This window comes from Mucilaginibacter hurinus (assembly GCF_003324525.1).
GTDB classification, from domain to species: Bacteria; Bacteroidota; Bacteroidia; order Sphingobacteriales; family Sphingobacteriaceae; genus Mucilaginibacter; species Mucilaginibacter hurinus.
Genome location: NZ_QGDC01000002.1, coordinates 132,126 through 157,422, shown reverse-complemented (window position 1 = coordinate 157,422; position 25,297 = coordinate 132,126). Strand labels below are relative to the sequence as shown.

Genomic DNA, 25,297 nt, shown 5'->3' with positions numbered 1-25,297 from the left:
ACATCAACCTAATCAGCACATTATGAGAATATTATTAACCTTCATTTTATTGAGCATAATTAGCCAGCGTACGTTTGCCGGCGTAAATATGGCCGAATGGCGATGGCGCAACAACAATGGCAATGAAAAAACGGCTACCTGGAAAGCGGCCAAAAACCTGCCTGTCACGGTATCTGACAACCAGCCTTTTAGATTGCGAATTAATTTCATCAATACAAATCCTGTTATACCCGAGCTAACTTATAGCAGATCACCCGGCGGGCCCTATATACCCATAAAAAACGACAACGCGGGTAACCGTAACGCTTTTGTACTTGCCGATAATAATGGCAAAGTTACACACTGGCAACAAACAACCGAACAAATAACCGATACTGCATTTAATTTTTACCCGGGCAGAATTGTGACCGTTGCGGATACTACCAGGACATTCATGCCTGATATTTTACAGGGAGCCACAGAGTTTGAATGGGTGATAAAGCCTACTAAGTATATCAAACCAGGCACTGCATATTATTTTCGGTCCAGTGGCGCACGCCCTTATAAAGGCGGTGCGCTAACAGATATCATGTTATACACCAGCAGCGACATACCACATGATACTAATACCGACGATGCGATAACGGGTTTCAAACTGTACAGCGAAGTAAAGAACTTAATCATACAGTTCAGTACGCGGTTTGATGGTCACGATAAGTTTGAGGTTGAATACAGCCTCGACCAAAAAAACTGGAACGTTATTAAAACGATACCCGGCGGCGATCAGCATAGTTATGAAACCACATTACCGAATCCGCCGGCTGGCATCACTACAGTGTACGCCCGCATAAAAATATTTGACCGTGAAGGCGGGGTGATAACGTCAAAGGCTGTAAAACAGACCTTTAAATCAAACGCCGCTATCACCACCTTTAACGGAGTTAAAGATGGCAACAAGGTTAAGCTAAATTTAGGCGTAGCAGCGGAGTACATAAACCTTGGTTTTGAAATAGGCCGCACCAATGTATCCAATACTTCTTTTACCAAAATAATTTCAATAGCAGGCCGAGGCACGGCAAATACCGCAAAAACCTGGACGGTTTTTGATGATAAACCTGCGATGGGCTTTAACAAATATGTATTAAAGTATTATAAAGACGGCGTGATAAGTTACAAGCTTATTGAGGTTATGTTTGGGTTGGGTGCCGACGCCGCTATAGTTAAAAACGATGTTCAGTTTAGCATATATCCTAATCCTACTACATCCGGCCAGATAAGTTTTGAACTGAAAAATTTTGCTGGCGCCAAATTTACAGCGAACCTTACTAATCTATATGGAAAACAGGTCGCCATCGAAAGCTTTACAGCCAATTCGGACGGCAGATATGTACTAAAAACCAATGCAGCTGCGGGCACTTATGTGCTAAAGCTTAAAAGCGATGGTTTAGCTTATACCGGCAAAGTTGTTATATTGTAATGCTTACATTGATTGATGCTGCGCCGACAAGTACTTCCAATATAAACACCACCGGTGAGCGCATCATACAAACCGGTAAAGCGCTGATGCAATAATTGTTGTAAAACATTAGTTTTACGCATGCGCAAATTGATAACCACCAACGCGGCTAAAACAATAATTTCAGGGCTTATTACAGCATATGCAATAACCCAGGTTAATTTTATATTAACCTGGGTTTGTTTTGTGCCCCTGTTTATGGTATTGATAAAGCAATCCCCAAAACAATCAGCTACATCCGGGTTATTGTTTGGGCTCACTATTTCGCTTACTTGCTTTTACTGGATGGTGCCTGGCGCGGTGCGGTTTACCGGCAGTAGCATAATTTATGGGCTGCTGGTTTATATAGTATGTTCGGCTATATTAAGCGGTTACTTTACCTTACTGGCATGGTGTTTTGGGCGGTTAAAAAAAACCTTGGTAAATCATACGGCTGCCGTCCTGTTAAACGGCTTACTGGCCGGTTGTGTATTTGTGGTATTTGAAAGTATACTGATGCTGTGTTCGAGCCGTATGCCCTGGTTTGAATTCCACAGCGGCATGGCGCTCGCTAATAATTTGATAGCTATACAGCCCGCAGAATATTTCGGCATACATATCTTAAGCTTCACTGTGATATCGGTAAATTACCTGATCGCCGGCTTTATACTTGCAGAACATTGGAAAAAATTATGGATACCCGCATTGGTATCAGGCCTTTATCTGTTAGCCGGCTTTGTTATTATGCAGGCGTATACCGGCCCTGTTAAAGCCCATAAAGTTAAGGTTGCTATACTTGCCCAAAACCTGCCGCCCGAAACCAAGTGGAACGATGATACAGGCAATGCCCTGGTACAAAACATGCTGCAACTTAATACAACGGCTACCGGCATGAACCCTGATATCGCCTTATGGTCAGAGTCGGCAGTGCCATGGACCTACCGTAGTGATGATGACCTTGTTAATGAGATTTTAAGGATAAGTAAACCGGCTGGCGTTACACATATATTGGGCATCAACTCTGAAGGCGGTAAAAGCACTGTTTACAATTCAGTGTACAGCCTCACTCCTTCTGGTAGTATTGCCGGACGCTTTGACAAGCAATTCCTTCTGGCTTTCATTGAGCAACCGTTTGCCGGCATTTTGTTTCCGTTTTTAAGTAATGCCGGCGACGAAGTGAAACCCGGAGAAGGTAGCCGTACAGTGAACACACCCAAAGGAAAAGCGGGTATAATTGTGTGTAATGAAGCTACCGTATCAACTGCCTCATACGATGCAGTTAAGCAAGGTGCCGGATTTATACTAAACCTAAGCAATGATGGATGGTTTAGTAACTCATACCTGGTGGACCTGCACTTTTACCATGTGCGGTTGCGTGCCGTTGAAACTCGCCGCGATATCGTATTAAACAGTAACGATGGTTATTCGGGTATGGTTAATTACCGCGGTGAGATTATTGCTAAGAGAAAAAGCACGGACTCGTTTGTCGATTCAGCGATGATTACCCCCCGAAGGGGTATCACGGTAGTAGCTGATAAACCAATGCTGTTCGTCTACTTATGCGCTATCGGGATTGTTTATTTTATCGTTTCGAATATTGTTGCTTCAAAACAGCGGTTTACCACAACTTAAAAAGACCTGGCATCCCAACGCGCTAGCGCTAAGATTACGCTGCTTTTACGGCGTGTTTCCTGATTTTTATAACCACATACTTAGATGTCGGCGTGTTGCTCTTAAGCGCCACGCTGTGTATCGGAACCAGTACATTCGTTTCCGGGTAATAACCCGCTGTATTACCCTCCGGTATATTATAAGGCACCACAACAAACAACCTGGCTACACGTTCAACTCCGTCGTGGTAATTATAAAGATCTACCTTGTCACCAGGCTGCAGGCCCGCCTTTTGTATATCGCTAGCGTTCATAAATATCACTCTACGCTCGTTATGTACACCGCGGTAACGGTCGTCCAAACCGTAAATAGTTGTGTTAAATTGGTCGTGGGTACGTATGGTCATTAATACGTATTCGTCAGCGGCCAAACTATTTTCAGGGACGGTAGTTACCGTAAAACCGGCTTTATTATTTAGCTGAGGTGTATCAAAGCTGCCTTCGCGCGGCGCATTAGGCAAGTAAAACCCACCAGGCTCGCGCACGCGTTTGTTATAGTCGGCAAAACCGGGAATAGCCATTGCAATAAGATCGCGAACGTCGTCATAACTGGTAGCGTACCTATCCCAATCCACTACTGAACGGCTGCCCAGCGTAGCTTTTGCCAGTTTGCAAACTATCTGCGTTTCATTAAGCAGATTATTTGATACCGGCTCAAGTATTCCTTTTGACATTTGTACCACACCCATTGAATTTTCACTGGTGATAAACTGGTCTATCCCGTTCACAACATCCTTATCGCTGCGTGACAGTGTAGGCAGGATGATAGACTCCTCGCCTACAACTAAATGCCCGCGATTCAGTTTTGTAGATACGTTTACTGTCAGTTTGGTTTTTCGTAAAGCCTCGGCGGTGTAAACCGTATCCGGCGTAGCCGATAGGAAGTTACCACCCATACAAAACAGCACTTTTACTTTCTCTTGATGCATGGCCACGATGGCCTCCACCACGTCGTATCCATTTTTACGCGGCGGCTCAAAACCAAATATTTCCTGCAGTTTGTCAAGTTGTTGCTGCGTAGGCTTGTCATTTATCAGCATGGTGCGGTTACCCTGCACGTTGCTGTGGCCGCGTACCGGGCATAAACCGGCATTAGGTTTGCCTATGGCACCTTTTAATAAACATAGGTTTACCACTTCTTTTATGGTATCAACCCCGTTAACGTGCTGCGTTAAACCCATCGCCCAGCAAAAGATGATCTTACTGGTTTTCTTCATCATGGCCGCCGCCTGTTGTATTTGCCAAAGCGGCACACCGGCGGCATCAGCCAGTTCATTTAGATCGTAATTTTGTATCGCCGCGGCAAAATCTTCGTAACCAACAGTTTTTTCTGCTATAAAACGATGATCGAAAACGGTGCCCGGATTATCCTGTTCTGCACGATACAGCAGCAATTCTATGGCCTTCAATAAAGCCATATCACCGTTTATTTTTACCTGCAAGTATAAATCAGTTAACTGCGTGCCGCTGCCAATAACCCCTTTTACATTCTGGGGGTTTTTAAACGCCATTAAGCCAGCTTCGTACAAAGGATTTATGGAGATTATTTTAGCTCCGTTATTTTTTGCTTTTTCAAGTGCGCTAAGCATGCGCGGATGGTTAGTACCCGGGTTTTGCCCTAAAATTACGATGACGTCGCTATGGTAGAAATCCTCTAGTTTAACAGTGCCCTTACCTATCCCGATAGTTTCATTTAATGCCACACCAGACGACTCGTGGCACATATTAGAACAGTCGGGAAGATTATTTGTACCATACTCACGTATAAACAATTGGTACATAAACGATGCCTCATTGCTGGTACGCCCCGAAGTATAAAACGCCGCTTCATCCGGCGAAGCCAAGGTGTTTAAATGATCTGCAATTTTTTTGAATGCCGCATCCCAACTTATGGGCTGGTAATGCGTACCGCCTTTAGGCAAATATACCGGCTCGGCTATACGGCCTTTTTTGCCAATTTCATAATCATTTAACCTAGCCAGATCGGCTACAGAATTTTGCGCGAAAAATTCGGCCGTCAGCTTTTTTGTAGTTGCCTCTTCCGCCAACGCCTTTGCGCCATTTTCGCAATATTCACCCAATGCCGACCGGTCATCATCAGGGTCGGGCCAGGCACAGCTAGAGCAGTCGAAACCGCCTTTCTGATTCATCTTAAATAAGGCTTTTATACCCCTGGGTCCCCCGGTTTCTTCAACAACATCCTTCAATGCTTCGGTTACCGCCTTTACCCCTGCTGCAACTTTTTTGGGGCCTGTAAGTTTCAGGTCAAGCAATTCTTCCGGATTTTCTTCGGCAGGATGTTTTATTTGGTCGCTCATATTTATTTTTTGGCTAAAGGATTAGGGTAGTTATCGCTTTGGTCTTCTTCAACATCGTCAAGGCACTTAAAATCTTTTTCAATTAATAAATTCAAATCGCCATGTGTATCACGGTAGCCTACCTTATCGCTATGTGTCCACTCATTTTTTAAATCAACGGGCATAAACAGCGTTATGGTATTATTTTTATACAACACCGATAGCTTTTCATCAGACGTTTCCTGCAAAACATATAACAGTGGCTGCCCTGCAAAGTTTATAACTTCCTTAACTGTCCCCTTGGCAGCAAATTCCTCAACATCTGTTTTAGTAAGCCGGTACCTTATATCGTTTCCTTTAATGCGAAGTTTCATAATCAGGTGTTAGTATGCGATGTGCCGCCGTATATATGTTAAAACGCTTGTCTCTTAAAAACCCTACAAGTGTGATGTCAAATTCGTGAGCCAGTTGTACAGCCAGGCTGGATGGCGCGCCCACGGCGGCTATGATAGTAATACCCGCCATCACGGCTTTTTGCACCAATTCAAAACTGGCCCGGCCGCTAAGTAATAAAACATACTCACTTAATGGCAGCATTTTTTTGTTTAAAGCAGCCCCTATTAACTTATCCAGTGCATTATGGCGACCTACATCTTCACGCACTATTAACAGCTCGCCTGCAGTTGTAAACAGCGCCGAAGCGTGAAGCCCGCCGGTATCAGCAAAAACCGTTTGATGGTTTCGTAATAAATCAGGCAGTTGATACAATACATCCGTTGTAACGGTGTTTTGATCGTCGCGCTTTTGCACTTGGTTAACCGTGCGTATAGCATTAATAGAACCTTTACCACAAACGCCGCAGCTTGACGTGGTGTAAAAATTGCGCTCGGCATTCATCAAGTTGGGTGCAGCTTCGTTATTTAAACTTACCTGTATCACATTCTCCTTGTTTTCGGCGCAGGCTATAAAGCAATGCTCAACATCGCTTATATCTTCCTTTTTACTTACTATACCCTCGGTAAATAAAAATCCTGCGGCCAGCTCAGCATCATTACCCGGCGTACGCATGGTTACCGATATGTTTTGAACTTTCCGGTTAGTTTCAGCACCAAATTGAAGTCGTATTTCCAGCGGTTCTTCAATAGCCAGCGCGTCATTAGTATCTTGTACGCCCGCAGCATTTATTTTGGTGACCGGTAATGTAGCGACTGCTTTTAATGACATACTAAAATTATAGACACTGTTTTAATAAAAAAGCCTTTGTGCGAGGTTTTAAGCTAATTGGATAATGCATATTTGCATAGTATCAAAAGTAAAAAAATTACAATGAATATAAACATTCTGGCATTTGGCGTAGCGAAAGAAATTTTTGGAGGACCAACTATACAGCTGGAACTGGCTAATGAAGCTACTGTATATAACCTAAAATATGTATTGGAGACGGAATATCCCCGGCTTAAGCAACTTCAATCATACATGATAGCTGTTAACAATGAGTATGCCCTGCCTGAAGACCATATCCATCAGCATGATGAAATAGCGATCATCCCACCGGTTAGCGGCGGGTAGCATTTAAATTGATTATCCTGTTATCAGATTAATAGAAGCATTTATCGGTAAGATCGCTGAACTTTCTTTTCTTTTTAACGAAGAACTCCGCTACGATACTGCCTTTATACATACCGGTAAGAGCCGAAGTTTGCCAACTACCTTTATTGACAAACCTGGTGTTTTTCTCTCGCTTAAAAACATTACGGGCAAAGTTTTGATGCGCTTTACTTACCGCCCAGGCATCTTTACGCTTTCCTTCACTCAAAAATCGTAACAAGGCAACCAAATCAAGGCAATAACGTGCCCCGATAACAAACACCGAACGACCGAATGGCAAATTCTTTTTTAGCAACAACAGGTTATTGCGGAAGTTAAGGTAAGTTTTGAATGGATTTTCGGTATTCAAGGTACCGCCGCCAACATGATATACAGTGGATTGCGCGCAATACATAATTTTATAGCCGATGTTTTTTAATCGCCAGCACAAATCTATTTCTTCCATATGCGCAAAAAAACGCTCGTCGAAACCACCGGCTTCATCCCAGCAACGTTTCCTGATGAACAGCGCAGCTCCGGTTGCCCAAAATATTTCGCCGGATTGTTCATATTGGCCATGGTCGTCCTCAATCTCGTAAAACATGCGGCCCCTGCAAAAAGGATAACCAAAACTGTCAATAAAACCTCCCGCAGCGCCGGCATGCTCAAATTTATCCCTGTGCTGGTACGACTTGACCTTAGGAGCTGCGGCCGCTATAAGATTATCACCTTCCATCAGGCTGATTACCGGTTCAATCCAACCGGGCTGTACTTCAATATCTGAGTTAAGCAATACAAAGTAATCGGCCTCAACCTGGCTTAATACACGGTTGTAACCGCCGGTGAAACCGTAATTAGCATCATTTTGAATAATAGTTACCGATGGGTACAAACTCCTGACATATTCTACCGAACCATCGGTAGAGCCATTATCGCCCAATATAATTTCAAGGTTTTTCCATGTAGAGGTAAGTACCGACGGAAGAAATTGTTGCAGGTGTTTTATGCCGTTCCAGTTTAAAATTACGACGGCAACTTTGGGTGAATTAATCATTAAGTGTTATCCTCCGGCTTAAACTTCCATCGTTTATGGCTCCATAGCCAGTATTGCGGTTCATTTCTTATCACTTTTTCAAGATACGCTACATGCAGGCGGGTAATTTCATACTCCGCAGTTTCCCTCGGGTTGTCTGCAATAGGTACAAATGTACAAGTGTAGTAACCCCTTTTTATACGCCTTATATCGCAAAATACAACTACTGCATCCATCAATTTGGCAAGTTTTTCAACCCCCAAAAAAACTGCGGTAGGTTGGTTTAAAAAGGTAGTAAAATACTGCGCTTCATGTCTTACCGGGGTTTGGTCTGAAACCAGTATGGTCATACTTACCACGCGGCGGTATTCCGCCATTTTACGCAAGGTGTTTTTCATCGACACCATGGTTGCACCAAAACGTGACCGTACCCGTATAAAAAAATCATTAAAAACATTGCTACTGAGTGGCTTATACACAATTATACGCGGTTGATCGGTAATCTGACTAAAACGCAGAGCACCCATTTCCCAATTGCCATAATGCCCAACTGCTCCAATTATACTTCGCCCTTTATTAAAATAATCATCAATCAGGTGCTGGTCAATCAACTTTATACGCCTCGTTATCTCTTCTTCTGAAATAGATATACCCTTAATTGTTTCCATTATCAGGTCGGCAAGATATCTGAAAAACTGTTTTTCTATTTCTGCCCGCTCTGCATCGCTTTTTTCAGGGAAAGAATGAAGCAGATTGTCCTGCACTACTTTCCGGCGATAGCCTGCCAAATAATACATTACCACAAATAGCACATTAGCAATGAGGTATAAAAACCACAAAGGGAACAAAGACAACAGGTATAAAAAAAATATACCTATGTATGAAAGCCCCTTGTTTATCATTATTTTCGCCGGAATTTAATCGCAAACATAAAATTTATGATTGATAATGGCGCTGTATTCCCGTTGTTTTATCTTCCGCCTATAGCGTATTTCACAGAATTTAACATTTACAGGCCTAACATATGGATTGAGCGCGAGGAGCATTTCCCGAAGCAAACCTACCGCAACCGCGCTAACATATATTCTCCGGATGGGGTTTTGAGCCTTGTTGTTCCGGTAATAAAGGGTTCAAAAAACCACACCAAAATAAAGGACGTAAAAATAAGCTACGATTTCCGGTGGCAGCGCATGCACTGGATGAGCCTGCAAGCCTGTTACCGCCGCTCGGCTTATTTTGAATACTATGAAGACGAATTTGCTCCGTTTTACGAGAATAAATTTGACTATTTGTTTGATTATAATCAGCAGATGCTTGATTTATTACTACGATTGTTGAAAATAAAAACCGAATTGCAATTCACAGAGACCTACGAACCTCTGTACCCACACGCGGCTGATTTCCGGTCATCCATCCACCCAAAAAAGGAAAGTGACCTGGCGCAAAAACCCTACTTCCAGGTATTTGAAGAACGCGGCGGCTTTTTAAAGAACTTGAGTATTGCGGATCTTTTGTTTAACCAGGGTCCGCAAGCTATTAATTATTTATAACGCGATAGTTTATTTCTGCATAGCCAAAAATTTTACCAGTGACGCCAATTCCTGGTAAGACAGTGAGTTGGCTAACCCGGCCGGCATCATTGAGGTTTGCATCTCCTTACGAGAGATAATGTCGCCGGTTTTAATAGTGAATACCTCGCCGGCTATATTGCGTAACACAACTTTGGCAGCGTTTTGCTCGGTGACGAATCCCATATAGGTTTTGCCTGCTTTTGCTGTTATTAAAACAGTTGCAAATCCTTGTGAAATAGAAGCGTCTGGTTTTAATATGGATTCGGCAATTTGCGAGGACTTCATTATAGCACCTATCTGCCCCATAAAGGGTCCCTTTTGCTTTTCTGCTGAACTCAGCGCATGACAAGCTACACAGCCCTGTCGCGTAAATAATTTTTTACCCTCATCTGCATTACCTTCTATTTTAGCTATCGCGAGTAAAACATCTTCGATGGATGACTTACCAACCTGGCCCTGCCGGTTTTTTATTTCTTCAAGATCAACTTTTGTTTCGTTTGAGGCTACTAAGTTTTCTTCCACACCAAATTCAGCGATTTCCATACCGTGCCGGGTGTTTAATATGGTAAAGTTTTTTTTACCCGCTGCATCAGCTTTTTCCCATTCTGCTTTCAGAAACTTTTCTATAACCGGTGAACCGCTCCAGGTTATGCTGTTGTAGTAAGGGCCGTAGGCGTCGGGCCGTGTACCCCACCATAACGAACCATCGTATGGTTTTTCTTGCTTATATAAACGGGATAATGTAGCGACGATCCGTGCTTTTAGTTTGGCATCATTAGTTCCTCTGTAAGCGGCTATCAAGCCGTTAACCGCTCTCTCATCATGCATATAACGCAGCGCCCATAAAGCTAGCCTGTTATTCGCTGTACCTATTGCTGCTGCACAAGCATCAACAGCCTGCATGTTTACCAATGCTTTTACTACAAGGTGCGGCAATATAATATCCGGGCTAGGCTTTGCATGTGGCCCTTCTATAGTAAACAGTGTATCATCTTGTACCGGGGTAGCAACTTTTAGCTGCAACAAGACCGGGGCCGTTTCGAGCTTGCCAATACGGCCTAAGCCAATTATAGCAGCGGCTTTAACCCGTGCATCAGTGTCAGTCAGTGCATCTACAAATAACTTAGCGGGCACTTTGTTTAAAAACGATTTTCTGTCAGCCAATGCTTTTAGGGCAAACTCTTTCAAAGTTTTATCTTCAGCCAGTTTAACCAGTTGTGGTATACCATCGCTACCTGTAATTTGCGCGTACGTGAATATTCCGGCCACCCGGCATGCCAGGGCGAGTTTTTGGTTGGTTGCTACAGAAAGCGCCGCTTGGGTACCTTCATGTGCCGGGCGTTTTAACATTTGCTGTGAGGCGTTTAACCGCGCCACGGCACTTGCCGACTTTAGCATACCAGCCAATTGCTTAACTGATGCCTTTGCAAGGTTCGGAAAAGGTTTATACGCCCAGTTCTGTGGTACAACTCTCGTTACATATCCCTTATCTGCACTACCCTCATATCCGGCATCGTCCCAGGCAGAAATATATAATCTACCCGAACCATCTACATCAAGGTCAGTTATTTGCTGCACCTTTAAAAATTCTTCATCCCGTTGCGTAAAACTGGCGCCATTTGCTGTTATGCGATGTATGTACAACATATTGCGCCCCCAATCGGCCATCATGGGCACCTTGTTATACTGTTTGGGCCAGGCGGGTTCATCTAAAAACAAAGCACCGGTGCCTGAGCCGCCGCCGAGGTCGGCCAGCGCCGGAATTATTTCATCGGTGAAATGCTTAAAAAGTAAAGGGTAACCGTACTCGCCTGATTGGATATGGTGTGAGAAACGCACGTTCCAACCACCGCCGTCATTGGTATTCTCCCGCGTAAAGATGTTCATCAGCGGATCAATGGCTGCATCATATACATTGCGGGTGCCATGGGTAAAAGTTTCGAGCTCGGTACCATCCGGACGCACACGTACAATACCGCCGCCAAACATTGTAAGCTGTTTTCCGTCGGTTCCGGTAGCATTCACAAAGCCAAAATCTCCTACACTGATGTATATCCAACCATCGATGCCGAAACGTATGCCATTAGTAGCATGATCGGTGCCCCGCTCCTGTATGTATTTAGCATTACCTATGTTTTCAACCAATACTTTTGGCGGTCCGTCGGCCAGGTTGTCTCCATTTTTATCCTCGAAAACTACGAGGCTCATTCCGGTAGCCAGCTTAGTTTGGGGCGAAAACACGGTATGCAAAACAAATACTTCGTCGCCACGCAATGCTATTCCCCGCGGGTTATCAACTTCGGCAAATACAGTATGATCGTCGGCTTTGCCATCGTTATTACTATCAATTAATTTAATTATTCGGCCTTTGCCTGTCTCTTTCCCGAGGGATCCGGCCATATCAACACCCACAAATACCTCCCCTGTTGGTGCTACAGCCAAACATGCCGGGCTTGGCGTTACGTTAGGGCCGGCAAAACGCGTGAGTGTCAGTCCCGGAGGTATTCCCGGATCAGTTTGATGTCCGCGCGGCGCCCTCGGGGTATTCCATAAAAGAACCACCGAAAACAGCAGACTTATAATTAATTTTATCATTGGCTGTGGTTATTAATTATTACGGTTTCGTCACTGTTTAGCTACGCGCTTTTCGGCCAGTAATGACGTGATCACCTGCTTAAGCTCCACCGGCTTCGTTGAATATTCCTCCAGGTCTACTATCTCAACTACTCTGAAGTCAATAGGGTGACTCTCGCTTTGAAGGGAAATGGTGCCGCTGTTTACCAGCTTGCCCTCCTTTTTACCCGGCAGCGGATCAGTTTGCGGTTTTTCATAACGTAACACTTCTTCCCCGTTAACGTAGTGCACAACAAGCGAGTCGCCTAAAACCAATAATTCAACCCTTACCCACTGGTCCCCGTTAAATGTTTTTGAGCGTGAATTGGTACAATGCTGATCGATAATTTTCCCGTCGCTTACAAACTGCATTCCCGGGGTGCAGATGTTGGCCGTCGGGCGCTCACCTTTACCTGTCCCTCCTAAAAATTGTGCCTCCATCGAATTGGGGAAATCCTGGTCTTTAGCCATCGTCGCCGGATCCTGGCCGTGGAACATTATGCCGCTGTTGCGCCAGGCCCAGCCGGGGCCGCCTTTTGCCTGCTCGCCGATAAAGCGGTACTCAACAGCTAACAGGTAATGCGAAAACGGTTTTTTGTAAAAAATATGCCCAAATGTTTCGTTAAAATCCGTGTTGGCGTCATATCTTACTTTCATTAATCCACCCTCAACCCTAAAGGTATTATTGAAATTGTCACCCAGGTTATGATAACGTATTTTAATTTGCCAGTCGGTTAGGTCTTTGCCGTTAAATAGCTGTTGCCATCGAATTGCCTGGTTATCCTGAGCATTGCAAACATATGTCGCAAGCAATATCAGACTTAAAGAAAGCAGTTTCCTGAATACAGATTGGTGGCTCATTACGTCGTAACTATTGGTTTATTTATCAGTACGTCGTAACTATTGGTTTATTTATCAGAAGGAGAGCTAAAAATACTTATCTTATAACCAATTACCAATTATCAGACTAAAAAGCTATTTTTGCGCAAAGATGAAGAACATCCGTAATTTTTGCATTATTGCGCATATCGACCATGGCAAAAGTACTCTTGCCGATAGGTTGCTTGAATATACCAACACGATTACCCAGCGCGAAAGCCAGGCCCAGTTGCTTGACGATATGGACCTTGAGCGCGAGCGCGGTATCACTATAAAAAGCCACGCCATCCAAATGGATTATGTGCTTGATGGTGAAAAATACGTACTTAACCTGATTGACACGCCCGGTCACGTAGATTTTTCATACGAGGTATCACGCTCAATAGCTGCCTGTGAGGGGGCTTTACTGATAGTAGATGCTGCGCAGGGCATACAGGCGCAAACTATATCAAACTTATATCTTGCTTTAGAGAACGACCTGGAAATTATACCGGTGCTTAACAAGATGGACTTACCCGGCGCTATGCCCGAAGAGGTGAAAGACCAGATAGTTGACCTGATTGGCTGTAAGCGCGAAGATATACTTGCGGCCTCCGGTAAAACCGGTATGGGCGTGCATGATATACTTAAAGCTATTGTTGCGCGTGTTCCTGCTCCCGTAGGTGATCCTGAGGCGCCATTGCAGGCATTGATATTTGACTCTGTATATAACTCGTTCCGCGGAATTGTTGCATACTTTAAAGTAGTAAACGGTGAAATACGTAAAGGTGATAAGGTTAAATTTTTCGCTACGGAAAAGCAGTACATAGCTGAAGAGGTTGGTACCCTGAAATTGAAGCAACAGCCCAAGGATGTGATAAAAACCGGCGATGTTGGTTATATTATATCCGGTATAAAGGAATCGCGCGAGGTGAAGGTAGGCGATACCATTACTACCATAACCCGCCCGTGCGAAACCGGCATACAAGGTTTTGAAGAGGTAAAACCTATGGTATTTGCAGGCATATACCCGGTTGATACCGAAGATTACGAAGAACTTCGCGAATCAATGGCTAAGTTGCAGTTAAATGATGCTTCATTGGTGTTTGAACCTGAATCATCAGCAGCATTAGGCTTTGGCTTCCGGTGCGGTTTCCTGGGTATGCTGCACATGGAAATTATACAGGAGCGTTTGGAACGTGAGTTTAACATGACGGTGATTACCACCGTGCCCAACGTATCATACATTGCGCATAGTACACGCGGCGAGGAAATGATTGTTAACAACCCGTCAGACCTGCCCGACCCAAGTAAAATAGACTTTGTTGAAGAGCCTTATATAAAAGCAACCATTATCACCAAGGCTGAATTTGTTGGCCCTGTAATGTCGTTATGTATACAGAAACGCGGATTTATCAAAAATCAGTCATATTTAACATCCGACCGCGTAGAGCTGATATTTGAGATGCCAATGGGGGAAATAGTATTTGATTTTTACGATAAGCTTAAAACTATTTCAAAGGGCTATGCTTCGTTTGATTATCATCAGATTGGCTACCGCCAGAGTGATCTGGTGAAGCTGGATATACGCCTGAACAGCGAACCTGTAGATGCTTTATCATCACTTATACACCGTAGTAACTCCTATGATTTTGGTAAAAAGATATGCGAAAAACTGAAGGAGCTCTTGCCGCGCCAACAGTTTGAGATTATTATACAGGCATCGATTGGCGCTAAAATCATCGCCCGTGAAACTGTTAAAGCCATGCGTAAAGATGTTACTGCCAAATGTTACGGTGGTGATATTTCCCGTAAGCGTAAACTATTGGAGAAACAAAAGGCCGGTAAAAAGCGCATGCGCCAGGTAGGTAACGTAGAGATACCGCAGAGCGCGTTTATGGCAGTTTTGAAGCTTGATTGATTTTATCAGAATAAAGAATTAAGAACCAAGATTCAAGATGCCAATCTTGTTCTTGCCTCGTAATTCTTGATTCTAAATTCTTGATTCTAAATAAAAAAAATGCAATTACTTGACGGAAAATACGTATCAGAAAAACTTAAGATAGAGATAGCCGAACAGGCAGCTGAAATATTAGCTAAAACCGGCCGTAAGCCACATTTGGTGGCAGTACTGGTAGGGCATGATGGAGGCAGCGAAACCTATGTGGCCAGCAAGATGAAGAACTGCGAGAAGGTAGGCTTTAAATCGTCGCTGGTACGCTATGAGGACGATGTGACTGAAGAAGAACTATTGGCTAAGGTTGCTGAACTAAATGCTGACGAAGATATTGATGGCATCATTGTTCAATTGCCTCTGCCTAAGCATATTGATCCCGAAAAAGTAACCGAAAAAATAGATCACCGTAAAGACGTAGATGGCTTTCACCCGGTAAACCTGGGCCGTATGCAGCGCAACCTGCCATCCTTTATACCGGCTACACCTTATGGCATTACACTAATGCTGAAGGAATACAACATTGATACCGTAGGTAAACATTGCGTGGTAGTAGGCCGCAGCAATATCGTGGGCTCGCCGATGAGTATTTTGATGGCGCGCAATACTTACCCGGGCAACTGCACCGTTACTATCTGCCATAGCCGTACGCCTGATATTAAAGCGCAAACCCTGCAAGCTGATATTCTCATTGTAGCCATAGGTAAAAAGAACTTTATTACTGCCGATATGGTTAAACCCGGAGCGGTGGTGATAGATGTAGGTATGAACCGCGAAACATCAACCGTTACCAAATCGGGCTATAAGCTGTACGGCGATGTTGATTTTGAGAATGTAGCCCCTGTAACCTCCTGGATAACCCCGGTACCCGGCGGCGTTGGATTAATGACCATAATTGGGTTGTTGAAAAACACTCTGGCATCGGCTAAAGGCGAAGTATACGGATAATTCCGGGTTGATCGCATCCAGGTGATTGATTACACCCTACCCGTATTTATTTACGGGCGACAGTGCGACGATCTTTTTAAACGTATACTTTCCAAACATGCGAGACTAACAAGTATGTTACTTTCGCGTTTCCCTTCCAGCTAAGTCCGCAGTAATAGCTACCAACTATACTTCTTCCGCGCCTTATATTCTGAAATTACAATCAAAGCCGGTGGCCCGTCTCCCTGCATATCTTTATTTGGGTAGGTATATTCCCAATAACGTTTGTCTGCCGGGTCCTGATAAAGTACGTCCCAACCGTTTTCGTCTCTTGCTATTCTTTCTAAATATAGTGAGGTCAAAGCATGTATGCGTTTACAGTTATCGTCCGCGTGCATCCGCTGTCCATCAAAAATCCATTCACCTATTATTTCCAGTTCATTTTCACTTATCATTTTATCATGCACTTAACTTTTCACTTAACCGCCACATCAGCTTTTCACCAACCCTATTCTCTCCCAAAACGAAGTTATCCCTATAAAAACCACTCCATTCTCTACTTTCACCGGATAGGTATCTACATAGTCATTTTGCCCTTTTGCTCCCCTACCTGTTTTCAGAGAATATGAGTAACGATGAAAAGGGCATATGATCTCGCCATCATTACACCACCCACCAGCAAGGTTAGCTCCTGCGTGCGGACAGACGGACGATAGGGCAAATAACTCGCCGGCATCACTAACAAGGCAAATGCTTTTGCCCCCGGGTTTTACCAGCTTAATAAACGGCTGCCCGGTAAATTGCACACCGTCTACTTTATACCATTTCATTTAAAAATCTACCTGAAGGTTCATGATGGCCGGATTTTTTATAATCTCGTCCATATCGGTAACCAGCGTAACACTTTTCCTATCTGCTGACAAAACGGCTTTGGGATTGTTAACGCTTCGCACAGGCCGTGCAAAATTAAGCACCACCTTATACGGCATATCTATCAGCATGGCCTTAGCCATTACCAGGGTTGACTGTGTTTTTTTTAAGAATGCGTTAAATTTAATTTTATCAATTATGCGCTTGAAACGGTTGGGTGTTACTTCATAAGTGTAATAGTCCTGGCCGGTTATAAGCGATTGAGCACTTATATTTTTTGCCGGCGCGTTGCCTTTTGAGATAGCACTAAGCTGACTTTTTTGCGAAATTTTAGCGATATTTTTAAGATAGTATTCCAGCGCTGCGGCATTTTTGGCAGTATGACTTACATTCACCTTCATCAGGTTCTTTTTTAAATCCATTTTAACTGATAAGTCGCTTGTTTGAGCCAGGTTCATGTCTTCGCTGCTTATTTGTTGCCTTATGCTATCGGGCAGGGCACTGTAAAAATTTAGTGTGGTGTCCTTGGCCATACTAAACTCCGGCGTTGCAGCAACAGAATCTGTCATCAGATTTTTTAATACATGTATAGCCTGGCTCATATCAAAACCGTATACCACGTTGCATGAACCGTCAGCTTTAAAGCTGTAACGTTCTTCAATATCAACACACGAGGTACTGCAGGTTGCCACCCAGACGATCAGGAAAAAGTAGTACTTTTTCATTAAAGTAAATTTTAAGTAATAATACTGAATATAGCCGGCAATTAAAAACGTGGCGAGGAACGGCGTTGTCTGAATGCTTATATTTGCAAAATTATTATGGCACACATCATTCCGGAAGACGGTACGCTGCTTCCTTTAATGGAAGAATTTTATACGATACAGGGCGAAGGCTACAACACCGGCAAAGCGGCATATTTTATACGGCTTGGAGGGTGCGACGTTGGCTGCCACTGGTGCGATGTAAAAGAGAGCTGGGATGCTGAATTGCATGCGCTTACGCATGCAGATTCAATTGCCGAAAACGCAGATAGGTTCCCGTCCAAAAACGTGGTGGTTACCGGCGGCGAGCCGCTAATTTATAACCTTGATTATCTTACTGCTAAACTCCACCAAAAAGGCATTAAAACCTTTATTGAAACTTCGGGTGCCTATCCATTGTCAGGCAATTGGGATTGGGTATGCTTATCGCCCAAGAAATTTAAAGCTCCATCTCCGGACGTTGCCGCCGAGGCACACGAACTAAAGGTAATTATATTTAATAAAAGTGATTTTGAGTTTGCGGAGCAAAATGCAATGTTGATATCGCCAAACTGCAAATTATTCTTACAGCCGGAATGGTCCAAATCAAGGGAAATGACACCCTTGATTGTTGATTATGTGATGAACAATCCCCGCTGGGAAATTTCATTACAAACGCATAAATTCCTGAATATTCCGTAATTGTTTGTAAATTACCTTATTATTTACCTGCCACACTTATGAGATCTGCCTTCATAATACTGATGGCGATAGTGTTTTGTATACCTGCCTACAGCCAGAATGGATATACAAGCAAAAGCCGCCAAGCTATAAAACATTTTACGGCCGCTAACCGGTTTTTAGATACGCGGCAGTATGATGAAGCTATTGCCGAATTGAAAGAGGCGGTAAAGACCGATCCTGGCTTTATTGAAGCCCATATACAACTTGGAGATGTATCACGCTTTAAGCGTAATTACAAACAAGCTATACAGCATTATACAAAAGCAGTTAATATCAACCCTGAATTTAACCGGGGTGTTTATCTCAAGCTTGGCGAAGCTGAAATAAATGAGGCGCAGTACGTTCAGGCACGTACACACTTAGAAAAGTATCTCACCTATCCGAGTTTCGATGCTAAGAACGGTGCGTATGCACAGAAACTGATTGCCGATTGCAAGTTTAGCGAAAACGCCCTCAACAAACCGGTACCATTCAAGCCCGAAAATATGGGCCCTGCAATAAACTCAGCTGATGATGAATATATGCCCGTGGCTACCGCTGACGAGGGCATGCTGATATTTACCCGTAATATAAGTGCAAATGAGGATTTCTATCGCAGTGTAAAAAAGGATGGCCAATGGCAACCGGCCACCAGCCTGGGCAGCCAGATTAATACGCCAAATTACAACGAGGGTGCTCAATCCATCTCGCAGGACGGGCGCTATTTGTTTTTTACAGGTTGCAACCGACCTAACGGACGTGGGAAATGCGATATTTATATTGTACAAAAAAAAGGTGATAGCTGGGGAAAACCCTTAGGACTTAATCCGCCGGTGAATACCGGGGCATGGGAGTCGCAGCCATCTATAAGCGCTGACGGGAATACGTTGTATTTTGTAAGTAACAAAACCGGTGGCTTGGGTGGTTATGACATTTGGAAAACGGTATTGACCGACAATGGCTGGAGCGAACCTGAAAATTTGGGGCCAGATATTAATACGCCTTATGATGAGCAATCGCCCTTTATTCACCCTGACGATAACACGCTGTACTTTTGTTCAAATGGTTGGCCCGGCATGGGTAACAAAGACTTATTTATTAGCCGCCGTGATAACGACGGAAAATGGCAAAAACCGGTAAACCTAGGCTACCCTATTAACACCAGTGGTGAACAAAATGGCTTAACTGTTACTGCCAATGGTAGTTACGCCTTTTTTTCATCTAACAATCTGCAGGGGCATGGCGGTTTTGATATATACAGATTTGAGATGCCGGCGCATATTAGGCCAAAGCTGGTTACCTATGTGAAAGGCAGCGTAAAAGATGCAAACACCAACCAACCACTTGAAGCTGAAGTAGAGATTATTGACCTGGAGAGAAACAAAATTGTTTATCGTGATTACAGTTCAGCTGAGCGTGGTGACTTTTTGGCCACGCTTACATCCGGTAAAAATTACGGTTTAAACATTTCTAAAAACGGTTACCTGTTTTACTCTGAAAATTTCTCATTGATTGGCCGGGAACCTAAAAATCCTTTTGATATATCCGTGCCTCTTTCGCCGATTGATATAGGCAAAAAGGTGATTTTGAAAAATATCTTTTTTGATACAAATAAGTTTAACCTCAAACCTGAGTCGAAATCTGAACTATTAAAACTGGTACAGTTCATGAACCTTAACCCTGATGTAAAAATTGAAGTATCCGGCCATACAGATAACATCGGTAATGAGCAGATGAACCGAACTCTGTCAGAAAACCGGGCGAAGGCTGTTTATAATTACCTGATTGTTGAACGCGTGAATGCTAAGCGTTTGATATATAAAGGATATGGGAAAAATCAGCCTGTTGCTGATAACGAGACTGAGGACGGACGTCAGTTAAATAGAAGAACGGAGTTTAAGATAGTGGCGAAGTGATTCGGGAGTGGTTGTCGGTGAGTCGTCAAGATTTATTTTCAGTCAGCATCCCATCAAATACTCTTGTATAGTTTCCGAATTCAGTATTGGCCAAATCCTTTTCAATTGTCTGCTTTGCAACATCAAAATCTACTACATAACAACAAACTTCCATTGTTCCGCTCCCTATACTTCCGCCATCACAATGACCCAATCCTGTCCATCCTAATAGGCTGTCCACCCTATCTTGAAGCCTATGACGTTTATCCACATCATCTGCTGCTCCCTCATCATCAACCAAATATTCTATTAAAAGAGTAAAATGCTCTTCAATATCTATTTCGATGAAACCCTCTTTTATTTTTTGATCTATTTCTTTTTGAATGACTTTTCTAAAACTTGAAAATAAACCTGAACGGATTTCCTTGCTTTCCCCGGTCTGTCCAATTTCGCCGCAATGAATAATCCCCGTTTTATCGTCTTTATCCCAAGTTTCCCAATAATAGGTTATACCGTTTTCCTTTTTATAAAGCTTTAGCATGTTATTCTGCGGTATTGACGGTTGTAAAAATCAATTATAAATTAACACTAATTCCCCAACTCACTCATAAACTTTATACGCATCAATTGCACTTCCTCGTACGTGTAGTCGTCGCTTCCAAGTTCAACCAAAGCATTGTCTATTGAGTCTACCTCTGCTGTTTTAAAATAGTCAAATACTTCTTCTTGTTTGTCTTCGTCTATCACCTCGTCTATGTAGTAATCAAGATTTAGCCTTGTTCCTGAGTTAACTATCGACTCAACCTCGCGTAAAATATCCTCGTATGAAAGGCCTTTAGAAGCAGCGATATCTTCGAGGTTTAAATGCCTGTCGATATTCTGAATAATATAAACCTTAAGTGCCGATTTATTGGCAGCACTTTTAATAACCATGTCTACCGGTCGGTCTATTTCATTATCCTCAACATATTTTTTAATGAGCTCAATAAAAGGCGCGCCAAACTTCATGGCCTTACCGGTACCAACACCTGATATTTGCTTTAACTCATCGGTAGTAACCGGGTAATGCGTGCACATCTCTTCTAACGATGGATCCTGGAATATGACAAACGGTGGTAATACCTTCTGTTTGGCGATCTTCTTGCGCAGATCTTTCAGCATTTGCAGCAGTTCGGTATCCAGCGCACCACCACCCTGTTTAGGCCCGTCTTCTGTATCATCATCATCAGCCGCTTCTACAACGCGGTTTAGTACAAAACGGATACTATACGGATTATCAATAAAATGTTCGCCCTTTTCGGTAAGGCGCAACAGTCCATACTGATCAATATCTTTTGACAGGAAATTGTTAAGTAAGGCCTGGCGCAACAATGATTTCCATAAGTTTTCACCATCCTCCTTGCCCGAACCGAAATACCGTAAGGCATCATGCTTGTAATTGCGTACCTGCGGATTATCGGCACCAATAAGTATATCAATAATATACCTGTCGTCAAACTTTTCGCCAATCTCCTTGATAAGGCTTAGTGCTTTGTGCAGGTGCTCTTCGCCATCAAATTGTGTTTTGGGCGCACAGCAATTGTCGCACATGTTATTACAGGTTGATTCTTCAAAATCCTCACCAAAATAGTGCAGAATTTGCTTGCGGCGACATATAGATGATTCAGCATAATCAATTACCTCCTTTAATATTTGTGTACCGATTTCGCGTTCAGCAACCGGTTTATCCTTCATGAACTTTTGGAGCTTATCAATATCCTTTTGCGAATAAAAGGCAACACAAACACCTTCACCCCCATCGCGCCCGCTGCGGCCAGTTTCCTGGTAATAACCCTCCATGCTTTTAGGCACATCATGGTGTATTACGTAGCGTACGTCGGGTTTATCTATTCCCATCCCAAAAGCTATAGTTGCTACTATAACATCAACATCCTCCATCAGAAACTTGTCCTGGGTTTCCGCGCGTACTTTAGCATCTAAACCTGCATGATAAGGCAGTGCCTTAATACCGTTTAGGTGAAGCACTTCGGCCACCTCCTCTACTTTTTTGCGGCTAAGGCAATACACAATTCCGGACTTGCCCTGGTTTTGCTTTACGTATTTTACTATCTCCTTGATTACGTTACGTTTAGCGCGGACTTCGTAAAACAAATTTGTACGGTTAAATGATGATTTGAAAACCGTAGCGTTATTCATTTGCAGGTTTTTCTGAATATCATGCTGCACTTTGGGTGTAGCGGTAGCAGTAAGGGCAATAATTGGAATGTTATTACCAATATTACTGATAACCTGCCTTATTTTGCGGTATTCGGGCCTGAAATCATGTCCCCATTCAGATATACAGTGAGCCTCATCCACAGCAACAAATGACACCTGGTTAAGACGCAGAAAATCAACGTTCTCCTGCTTGGTAAGCGACTCAGGCGCTACATATAAAAGTTTTGTTTTACCGCCGAGCACATCTTCCTTTACGCGGGTAATTTCGGCCTTGGTTAATGATGAGTTTAAGAAATGCGCGATACTGTCTGAGCCGCCAAATGCACGCAACTGGTCCACCTGGTTTTTCATAAGCGCAATTAAAGGAGAAATAACAATTGCTGTACCTTCACTCATTAACGCCGGCAACTGATAACACATGGATTTGCCGCCGCCGGTAGGCATAATAACAAATGTATCGTTACCGCCCAGTATATTGGTTATAATCGCCTCCTGGTCGCCTTTGAAATTATCGAATCCAAAAAAATTTTGGAGGTTATCAAAAAGCGACTTTTTCGTCTCTATCATCACTAGTATTTGTGCTTGAAAAATAAAAGTTCAAAATAACAATTTTTTTTAAATAAACGCCTTGTTAACATTAAAATTTTATACTGAAATGATTATATCATAAAAACAATTCGTTTATTTATCACTTTTTATTGCGATAAATGCAGTTTGAATAATTTAAACTGGAATTTACAAATTAATGTTCAACTTTGACCCCGACAAACTGTTATCCATTTCATGAACAAGAATTATTATGCCATCATCATGGCCGGCGGTATTGGAAGCCGGTTCTGGCCTATTAGCAGAACATCTTATCCTAAGCAATTTATAGATATTTTAGGCACTGGTAAAACCCTCATACAAAACACATATGAACGCTTTTTGAAAGTGTGCCCGGCAGAAAATATTTTTGTAGTTACCAACGAGAATTACGCCCAACTGGTAAAAGAACAAATACCAGGCATGGCAGACAACCAGATACTTACCGAACCTGTAATGCGCAATACTGCGCCATGTGTAGCTTATGGGTGTTTTAAAATAGAAAGTTTAAACCCCGATGCTGCCATTGTTGTGGCACCGTCAGATCATTTAATACTCGATGAAGCTGCCTTCGTTGCCACCATACAAAAGTCGCTGGAAACGGCATCCGCTAATAAATGCCTTATTACACTCGGCATTAAACCCTCACGGCCTGATACAGGATATGGTTACATACAGTTTACCGAGCAAACGATAGGAGAAGATTTTCATAAAGTTAAAACGTTTACCGAAAAGCCTAATACCGAACTGGCTAAAACATTCATACAAAGCGGCGATTTTTTGTGGAATGCAGGCATCTTCGTATGGTCGGCCGGAGCAATTGTGCAAGCGTTTGGCAGCTACCTGCCGGATATGTACGAGATATTTGCCGAGGCACGCAGCGTTTACAATACAGCTGACGAGAAAAAACATGTACACAATGCTTACCAGCAATGCACCAACATTTCTATCGATTATGGTATAATGGAGAAGGCAGACAATGTGTACGTTTTACCGTCAGAGTTCGGCTGGAGCGACCTGGGTACCTGGGCATCCATCTACGAACTTTCTGAAAAAGATTATGTAGGCAACGCTGTGATACCGGCCGATAAAGTTATTATGTATGACTCATCAAATTGTATGGTAAATGTACCCGGCGAGAAATTGGTTATACTACAGGGCCTGCATGATTATATAGTTGTTGAATCAAATAACAGCCTGCTTATATGCCCGCGCGACCAGGAGCAAAACATTAAACAGGTAGTTGCAGACGTGAAGCAGAAATTTGGCGTAAAATACATTTAGAAAAGATTCGAGACTTGAGATTCAAGATCTAAGAACTACATGATTAATCCGGTCATTTCAGATGACTGGATTTTTTTTGCTCACTAATCCAATCTTAACTTTTGATTCTTATCTCTTAGCTCTAAACAGAGCGCTGCCTCACCGCCTCGTAAATAATCACTCCTGCGCTTACACTAACATTAAGCGATTCGATCTCCCCGTACATCGGTATTTTGGCAAGATGGTCGGCTATGCGGATGATATCATTCCGAATTCCGTCTTCTTCAGATCCCATTACTATGGCTGTTGGGGCGGTATAGTCTGGCTTGTACAGGTAATCATTGGTTTTTTCGGTACAGCACACGAGTTGCAACCCTGCCTCCTGCAGGTATTTAACTGTTTGCATAAAGTTGTCGTGGCGGCAAACAGGTATTTTATAAAGAGCGCCTGCGGAAGTTTTGATAGCGTCGGGGTTTATTTGTGCCGACCCTTTTGCCGGCACTACAATGGCATGTACACCGGCACATTCTGCCGTACGCGCTATAGCACCCATGTTACGTACATCGGTAATACTATCAAGCACTAAAACAAGCGGCACTTCGCCCCGCTCGTATACATCAGGTATAATATTTTCTATTTTTTGATATGTGATAGGTGATATAAAAGCGACAACTCCCTGGTGGTTCTTCATGGTTATCCGGTTAAGTTTTTCAACCGGTACCTGCTGTGCTGTTATGCCATTCTCCTGCATAACAATCCGCAATTCGTTGAGCAAACCGCCACTTATACCCCGCTGAATATAAAGTGATTCTATCTCTTTACCTGCGCGAATTGCTTCAACAACAGCGCGTATGCCAAAAACCATTTGGTTACTTTCATGCTGTTGTCTTGTATTAAATGCCATCTTATCTATGTTTTAAAAAACCAAAAGTAACTATAAAAAACTCGTGATAATGTATCGCCATTTTAAAATGCAGGGCATTACACAAATCAGTGGTATATTTTGCAATTTAGTTT

At 43.1% G+C, this 25,297-nt stretch carries 22 protein-coding genes; 9 read left to right on the top strand and 13 right to left on the bottom strand.

The genetic code is table 11. The features are described 5' to 3' along the window. Positions 1-22: 22 nt before the first annotated feature. Positions 23-1,456 carry a T9SS type A sorting domain-containing protein gene (locus tag DJ568_RS03845; protein WP_114003931.1) on the top strand — a complete coding sequence of 478 codons (1,434 nt, stop codon included), beginning with the start codon at positions 23-25 and terminating at the stop codon, positions 1,454-1,456. Positions 1,457-1,576: 120 nt separating this feature from the next. Further along, a complete protein-coding gene (gene lnt / locus DJ568_RS03840; protein ID WP_114003930.1) occupies positions 1,577-3,106 on the top strand; it encodes an apolipoprotein N-acyltransferase in 1,530 nt (509 codons plus the stop codon). A gap of 34 nt (positions 3,107-3,140) precedes the next feature. Here the strand turns inward: lnt and DJ568_RS03835 are convergent, their stop codons facing one another. The 3 genes from DJ568_RS03835 to fdhD are packed head-to-tail and all read right to left on the bottom strand — an operon-like array spanning position 3,141 to position 6,665. Beyond that, a complete protein-coding gene (locus DJ568_RS03835; protein ID WP_114003929.1) occupies positions 3,141-5,462 on the bottom strand; it encodes an FdhF/YdeP family oxidoreductase in 2,322 nt (773 codons plus the stop codon). Positions 5,463-5,464: 2 nt separating this feature from the next. Next, entirely contained in the window at positions 5,465-5,815 is a 351-nt protein-coding gene (locus DJ568_RS03830; protein ID WP_114003928.1) for a DUF7009 family protein, read from the bottom strand. After that, positions 5,799-6,665 (bottom strand): formate dehydrogenase accessory sulfurtransferase FdhD, encoded by an 867-nt coding sequence (gene fdhD, locus DJ568_RS03825; protein ID WP_114003927.1) that lies wholly within the window; start codon positions 6,663-6,665, stop codon positions 5,799-5,801. The genes DJ568_RS03830 and fdhD overlap by 17 nt, the downstream gene beginning before the upstream one ends. A gap of 102 nt (positions 6,666-6,767) precedes the next feature. Between fdhD and DJ568_RS03820 the strand changes: the two genes are divergently transcribed. Beyond that, positions 6,768-7,010 carry a MoaD/ThiS family protein gene (locus DJ568_RS03820; protein WP_114003926.1) on the top strand — a complete coding sequence of 81 codons (243 nt, stop codon included), beginning with the start codon at positions 6,768-6,770 and terminating at the stop codon, positions 7,008-7,010. A gap of 28 nt (positions 7,011-7,038) precedes the next feature. Here the strand turns inward: DJ568_RS03820 and DJ568_RS03815 are convergent, their stop codons facing one another. Both DJ568_RS03815 and DJ568_RS03810 read right to left on the bottom strand, forming a co-directional pair. Next, complete coding sequence (locus DJ568_RS03815; protein ID WP_114003925.1) at positions 7,039-8,082, bottom strand: glycosyltransferase family 2 protein; 1,044 nt, start codon at positions 8,080-8,082, stop codon at positions 7,039-7,041. Next, positions 8,082-8,963: a lysophospholipid acyltransferase family protein gene (locus DJ568_RS03810; RefSeq protein WP_114003924.1), complete on the bottom strand. Its 882-nt coding sequence runs from the start codon at positions 8,961-8,963 to the stop codon at positions 8,082-8,084. Before DJ568_RS03810 ends, DJ568_RS03815 begins: the two co-directional genes overlap by 1 nt. 36 nt (positions 8,964-8,999) lie before the next feature. On the opposite strand from DJ568_RS03810, the gene DJ568_RS03805 reads away from it, so the two are divergent. Then, entirely contained in the window at positions 9,000-9,611 is a 612-nt protein-coding gene (locus tag DJ568_RS03805; protein ID WP_114003923.1) for a WbqC family protein, read from the top strand. Positions 9,612-9,620: 9 nt separating this feature from the next. Here DJ568_RS03805 and DJ568_RS03800 read toward each other — a convergent pair whose 3' ends face one another. Next, entirely contained in the window at positions 9,621-12,227 is a 2,607-nt protein-coding gene (locus tag DJ568_RS03800) for a DUF7133 domain-containing protein (protein ID WP_114003922.1), read from the bottom strand. Positions 12,228-12,257: 30 nt separating this feature from the next. After that, positions 12,258-13,106, bottom strand: coding sequence for a 3-keto-disaccharide hydrolase (locus DJ568_RS03795; protein ID WP_114003921.1), 849 nt, complete (start codon positions 13,104-13,106; stop codon positions 12,258-12,260). Positions 13,107-13,236: 130 nt separating this feature from the next. Here DJ568_RS03795 and lepA point away from each other — a divergent pair, with 130 nt between their 5' ends. Together lepA and DJ568_RS03785 are read left to right on the top strand one after the other, a co-directional pair. Then, entirely contained in the window at positions 13,237-15,024 is a 1,788-nt protein-coding gene (gene lepA, locus DJ568_RS03790; RefSeq protein ID WP_114003920.1) for a translation elongation factor 4, read from the top strand. A gap of 99 nt (positions 15,025-15,123) precedes the next feature. Beyond that, positions 15,124-16,005, top strand: coding sequence for a bifunctional 5,10-methylenetetrahydrofolate dehydrogenase/5,10-methenyltetrahydrofolate cyclohydrolase (locus DJ568_RS03785; RefSeq protein ID WP_114003919.1), 882 nt, complete (start codon positions 15,124-15,126; stop codon positions 16,003-16,005). Between the two features lie 158 nt (positions 16,006-16,163). On the opposite strand, the gene DJ568_RS03780 is transcribed toward DJ568_RS03785, so the two are convergent. From DJ568_RS03780 to DJ568_RS03770, 3 genes are read right to left on the bottom strand one after another with little or no spacing between them, the layout of a single operon-like run. After that, positions 16,164-16,439, bottom strand: coding sequence for an Imm27 family immunity protein (locus DJ568_RS03780; protein WP_114003918.1), 276 nt, complete (start codon positions 16,437-16,439; stop codon positions 16,164-16,166). 36 nt (positions 16,440-16,475) lie between these two features. Continuing rightward, positions 16,476-16,814, bottom strand: coding sequence for a Rieske (2Fe-2S) protein (locus tag DJ568_RS03775; protein WP_114003917.1), 339 nt, complete (start codon positions 16,812-16,814; stop codon positions 16,476-16,478). Beyond that, on the bottom strand, positions 16,815-17,579 hold the full coding sequence (locus DJ568_RS03770) for a hypothetical protein (protein ID WP_114003916.1): 765 nt from the start codon (positions 17,577-17,579) through the stop codon (positions 16,815-16,817). Positions 17,580-17,675: 96 nt separating this feature from the next. Here DJ568_RS03770 and DJ568_RS03765 point away from each other — a divergent pair, with 96 nt between their 5' ends. Together DJ568_RS03765 and DJ568_RS03760 are read left to right on the top strand one after the other, a co-directional pair. Further along, on the top strand, positions 17,676-18,299 hold the full coding sequence (locus DJ568_RS03765; protein WP_114003915.1) for a 7-carboxy-7-deazaguanine synthase QueE: 624 nt from the start codon (positions 17,676-17,678) through the stop codon (positions 18,297-18,299). 38 nt (positions 18,300-18,337) lie between these two features. Beyond that, positions 18,338-20,236 carry an OmpA family protein gene (locus DJ568_RS03760; protein WP_114003914.1) on the top strand — a complete coding sequence of 633 codons (1,899 nt, stop codon included), beginning with the start codon at positions 18,338-18,340 and terminating at the stop codon, positions 20,234-20,236. 25 nt (positions 20,237-20,261) lie between these two features. On the opposite strand, the gene DJ568_RS03755 is transcribed toward DJ568_RS03760, so the two are convergent. Further along, a complete protein-coding gene (locus tag DJ568_RS03755; RefSeq protein WP_114003913.1) occupies positions 20,262-20,756 on the bottom strand; it encodes a hypothetical protein in 495 nt (164 codons plus the stop codon). Between the two features lie 47 nt (positions 20,757-20,803). Beyond that, a complete protein-coding gene (gene recQ, locus DJ568_RS03750) occupies positions 20,804-22,996 on the bottom strand; it encodes a DNA helicase RecQ (protein WP_114004287.1) in 2,193 nt (730 codons plus the stop codon). Positions 22,997-23,215: 219 nt separating this feature from the next. Between recQ and DJ568_RS03745 the strand changes: the two genes are divergently transcribed. After that, complete coding sequence (locus DJ568_RS03745) at positions 23,216-24,301, top strand: mannose-1-phosphate guanylyltransferase (RefSeq protein ID WP_114003912.1); 1,086 nt, start codon at positions 23,216-23,218, stop codon at positions 24,299-24,301. A gap of 121 nt (positions 24,302-24,422) precedes the next feature. On the opposite strand, the gene rlmB is transcribed toward DJ568_RS03745, so the two are convergent. After that, entirely contained in the window at positions 24,423-25,184 is a 762-nt protein-coding gene (gene rlmB / locus DJ568_RS03740) for a 23S rRNA (guanosine(2251)-2'-O)-methyltransferase RlmB (protein ID WP_233496619.1), read from the bottom strand. Between the last annotated feature and the right edge of the window lie 113 nt (positions 25,185-25,297).

What these genes read in the sequence shown, in the direction of transcription:
- DJ568_RS03835 (WP_114003929.1), bottom strand. Translation starts at nt 5,462, where the DNA reads ATGAGCGACCAAATAAAACATCCTGCCGAAGAAAATCCGGAAGAATTG.
- DJ568_RS03810 (WP_114003924.1), bottom strand. Translation starts at nt 8,963, where the DNA reads ATGATAAACAAGGGGCTTTCATACATAGGTATATTTTTTTTATACCTG.
- DJ568_RS03765 (WP_114003915.1), top strand. Translation starts at nt 17,676, where the DNA reads ATGGCACACATCATTCCGGAAGACGGTACGCTGCTTCCTTTAATGGAA.
- DJ568_RS03770 (WP_114003916.1), bottom strand. Translation starts at nt 17,579, where the DNA reads ATGAAAAAGTACTACTTTTTCCTGATCGTCTGGGTGGCAACCTGCAGT.
- DJ568_RS03815 (WP_114003925.1), bottom strand. Translation starts at nt 8,082, where the DNA reads ATGATTAATTCACCCAAAGTTGCCGTCGTAATTTTAAACTGGAACGGC.
- DJ568_RS03785 (WP_114003919.1), top strand. Translation starts at nt 15,124, where the DNA reads ATGCAATTACTTGACGGAAAATACGTATCAGAAAAACTTAAGATAGAG.
- DJ568_RS03760 (WP_114003914.1), top strand. Translation starts at nt 18,338, where the DNA reads ATGAGATCTGCCTTCATAATACTGATGGCGATAGTGTTTTGTATACCT.
- DJ568_RS03845 (WP_114003931.1), top strand. Translation starts at nt 23, where the DNA reads ATGAGAATATTATTAACCTTCATTTTATTGAGCATAATTAGCCAGCGT.
- DJ568_RS03795 (WP_114003921.1), bottom strand. Translation starts at nt 13,106, where the DNA reads ATGAGCCACCAATCTGTATTCAGGAAACTGCTTTCTTTAAGTCTGATA.
- lnt (WP_114003930.1), top strand. Translation starts at nt 1,577, where the DNA reads ATGCGCAAATTGATAACCACCAACGCGGCTAAAACAATAATTTCAGGG.
- DJ568_RS03820 (WP_114003926.1), top strand. Translation starts at nt 6,768, where the DNA reads ATGAATATAAACATTCTGGCATTTGGCGTAGCGAAAGAAATTTTTGGA.
- lepA (WP_114003920.1), top strand. Translation starts at nt 13,237, where the DNA reads ATGAAGAACATCCGTAATTTTTGCATTATTGCGCATATCGACCATGGC.
- DJ568_RS03830 (WP_114003928.1), bottom strand. Translation starts at nt 5,815, where the DNA reads ATGAAACTTCGCATTAAAGGAAACGATATAAGGTACCGGCTTACTAAA.
- DJ568_RS03780 (WP_114003918.1), bottom strand. Translation starts at nt 16,439, where the DNA reads ATGATAAGTGAAAATGAACTGGAAATAATAGGTGAATGGATTTTTGAT.
- DJ568_RS03800 (WP_114003922.1), bottom strand. Translation starts at nt 12,227, where the DNA reads ATGATAAAATTAATTATAAGTCTGCTGTTTTCGGTGGTTCTTTTATGG.
- fdhD (WP_114003927.1), bottom strand. Translation starts at nt 6,665, where the DNA reads ATGTCATTAAAAGCAGTCGCTACATTACCGGTCACCAAAATAAATGCT.
- DJ568_RS03805 (WP_114003923.1), top strand. Translation starts at nt 9,000, where the DNA reads ATGATTGATAATGGCGCTGTATTCCCGTTGTTTTATCTTCCGCCTATA.
- DJ568_RS03745 (WP_114003912.1), top strand. Translation starts at nt 23,216, where the DNA reads ATGAACAAGAATTATTATGCCATCATCATGGCCGGCGGTATTGGAAGC.
- DJ568_RS03755 (WP_114003913.1), bottom strand. Translation starts at nt 20,756, where the DNA reads ATGCTAAAGCTTTATAAAAAGGAAAACGGTATAACCTATTATTGGGAA.
- rlmB (WP_233496619.1), bottom strand. Translation starts at nt 25,184, where the DNA reads ATGGCATTTAATACAAGACAACAGCATGAAAGTAACCAAATGGTTTTT.
- DJ568_RS03775 (WP_114003917.1), bottom strand. Translation starts at nt 16,814, where the DNA reads ATGAAATGGTATAAAGTAGACGGTGTGCAATTTACCGGGCAGCCGTTT.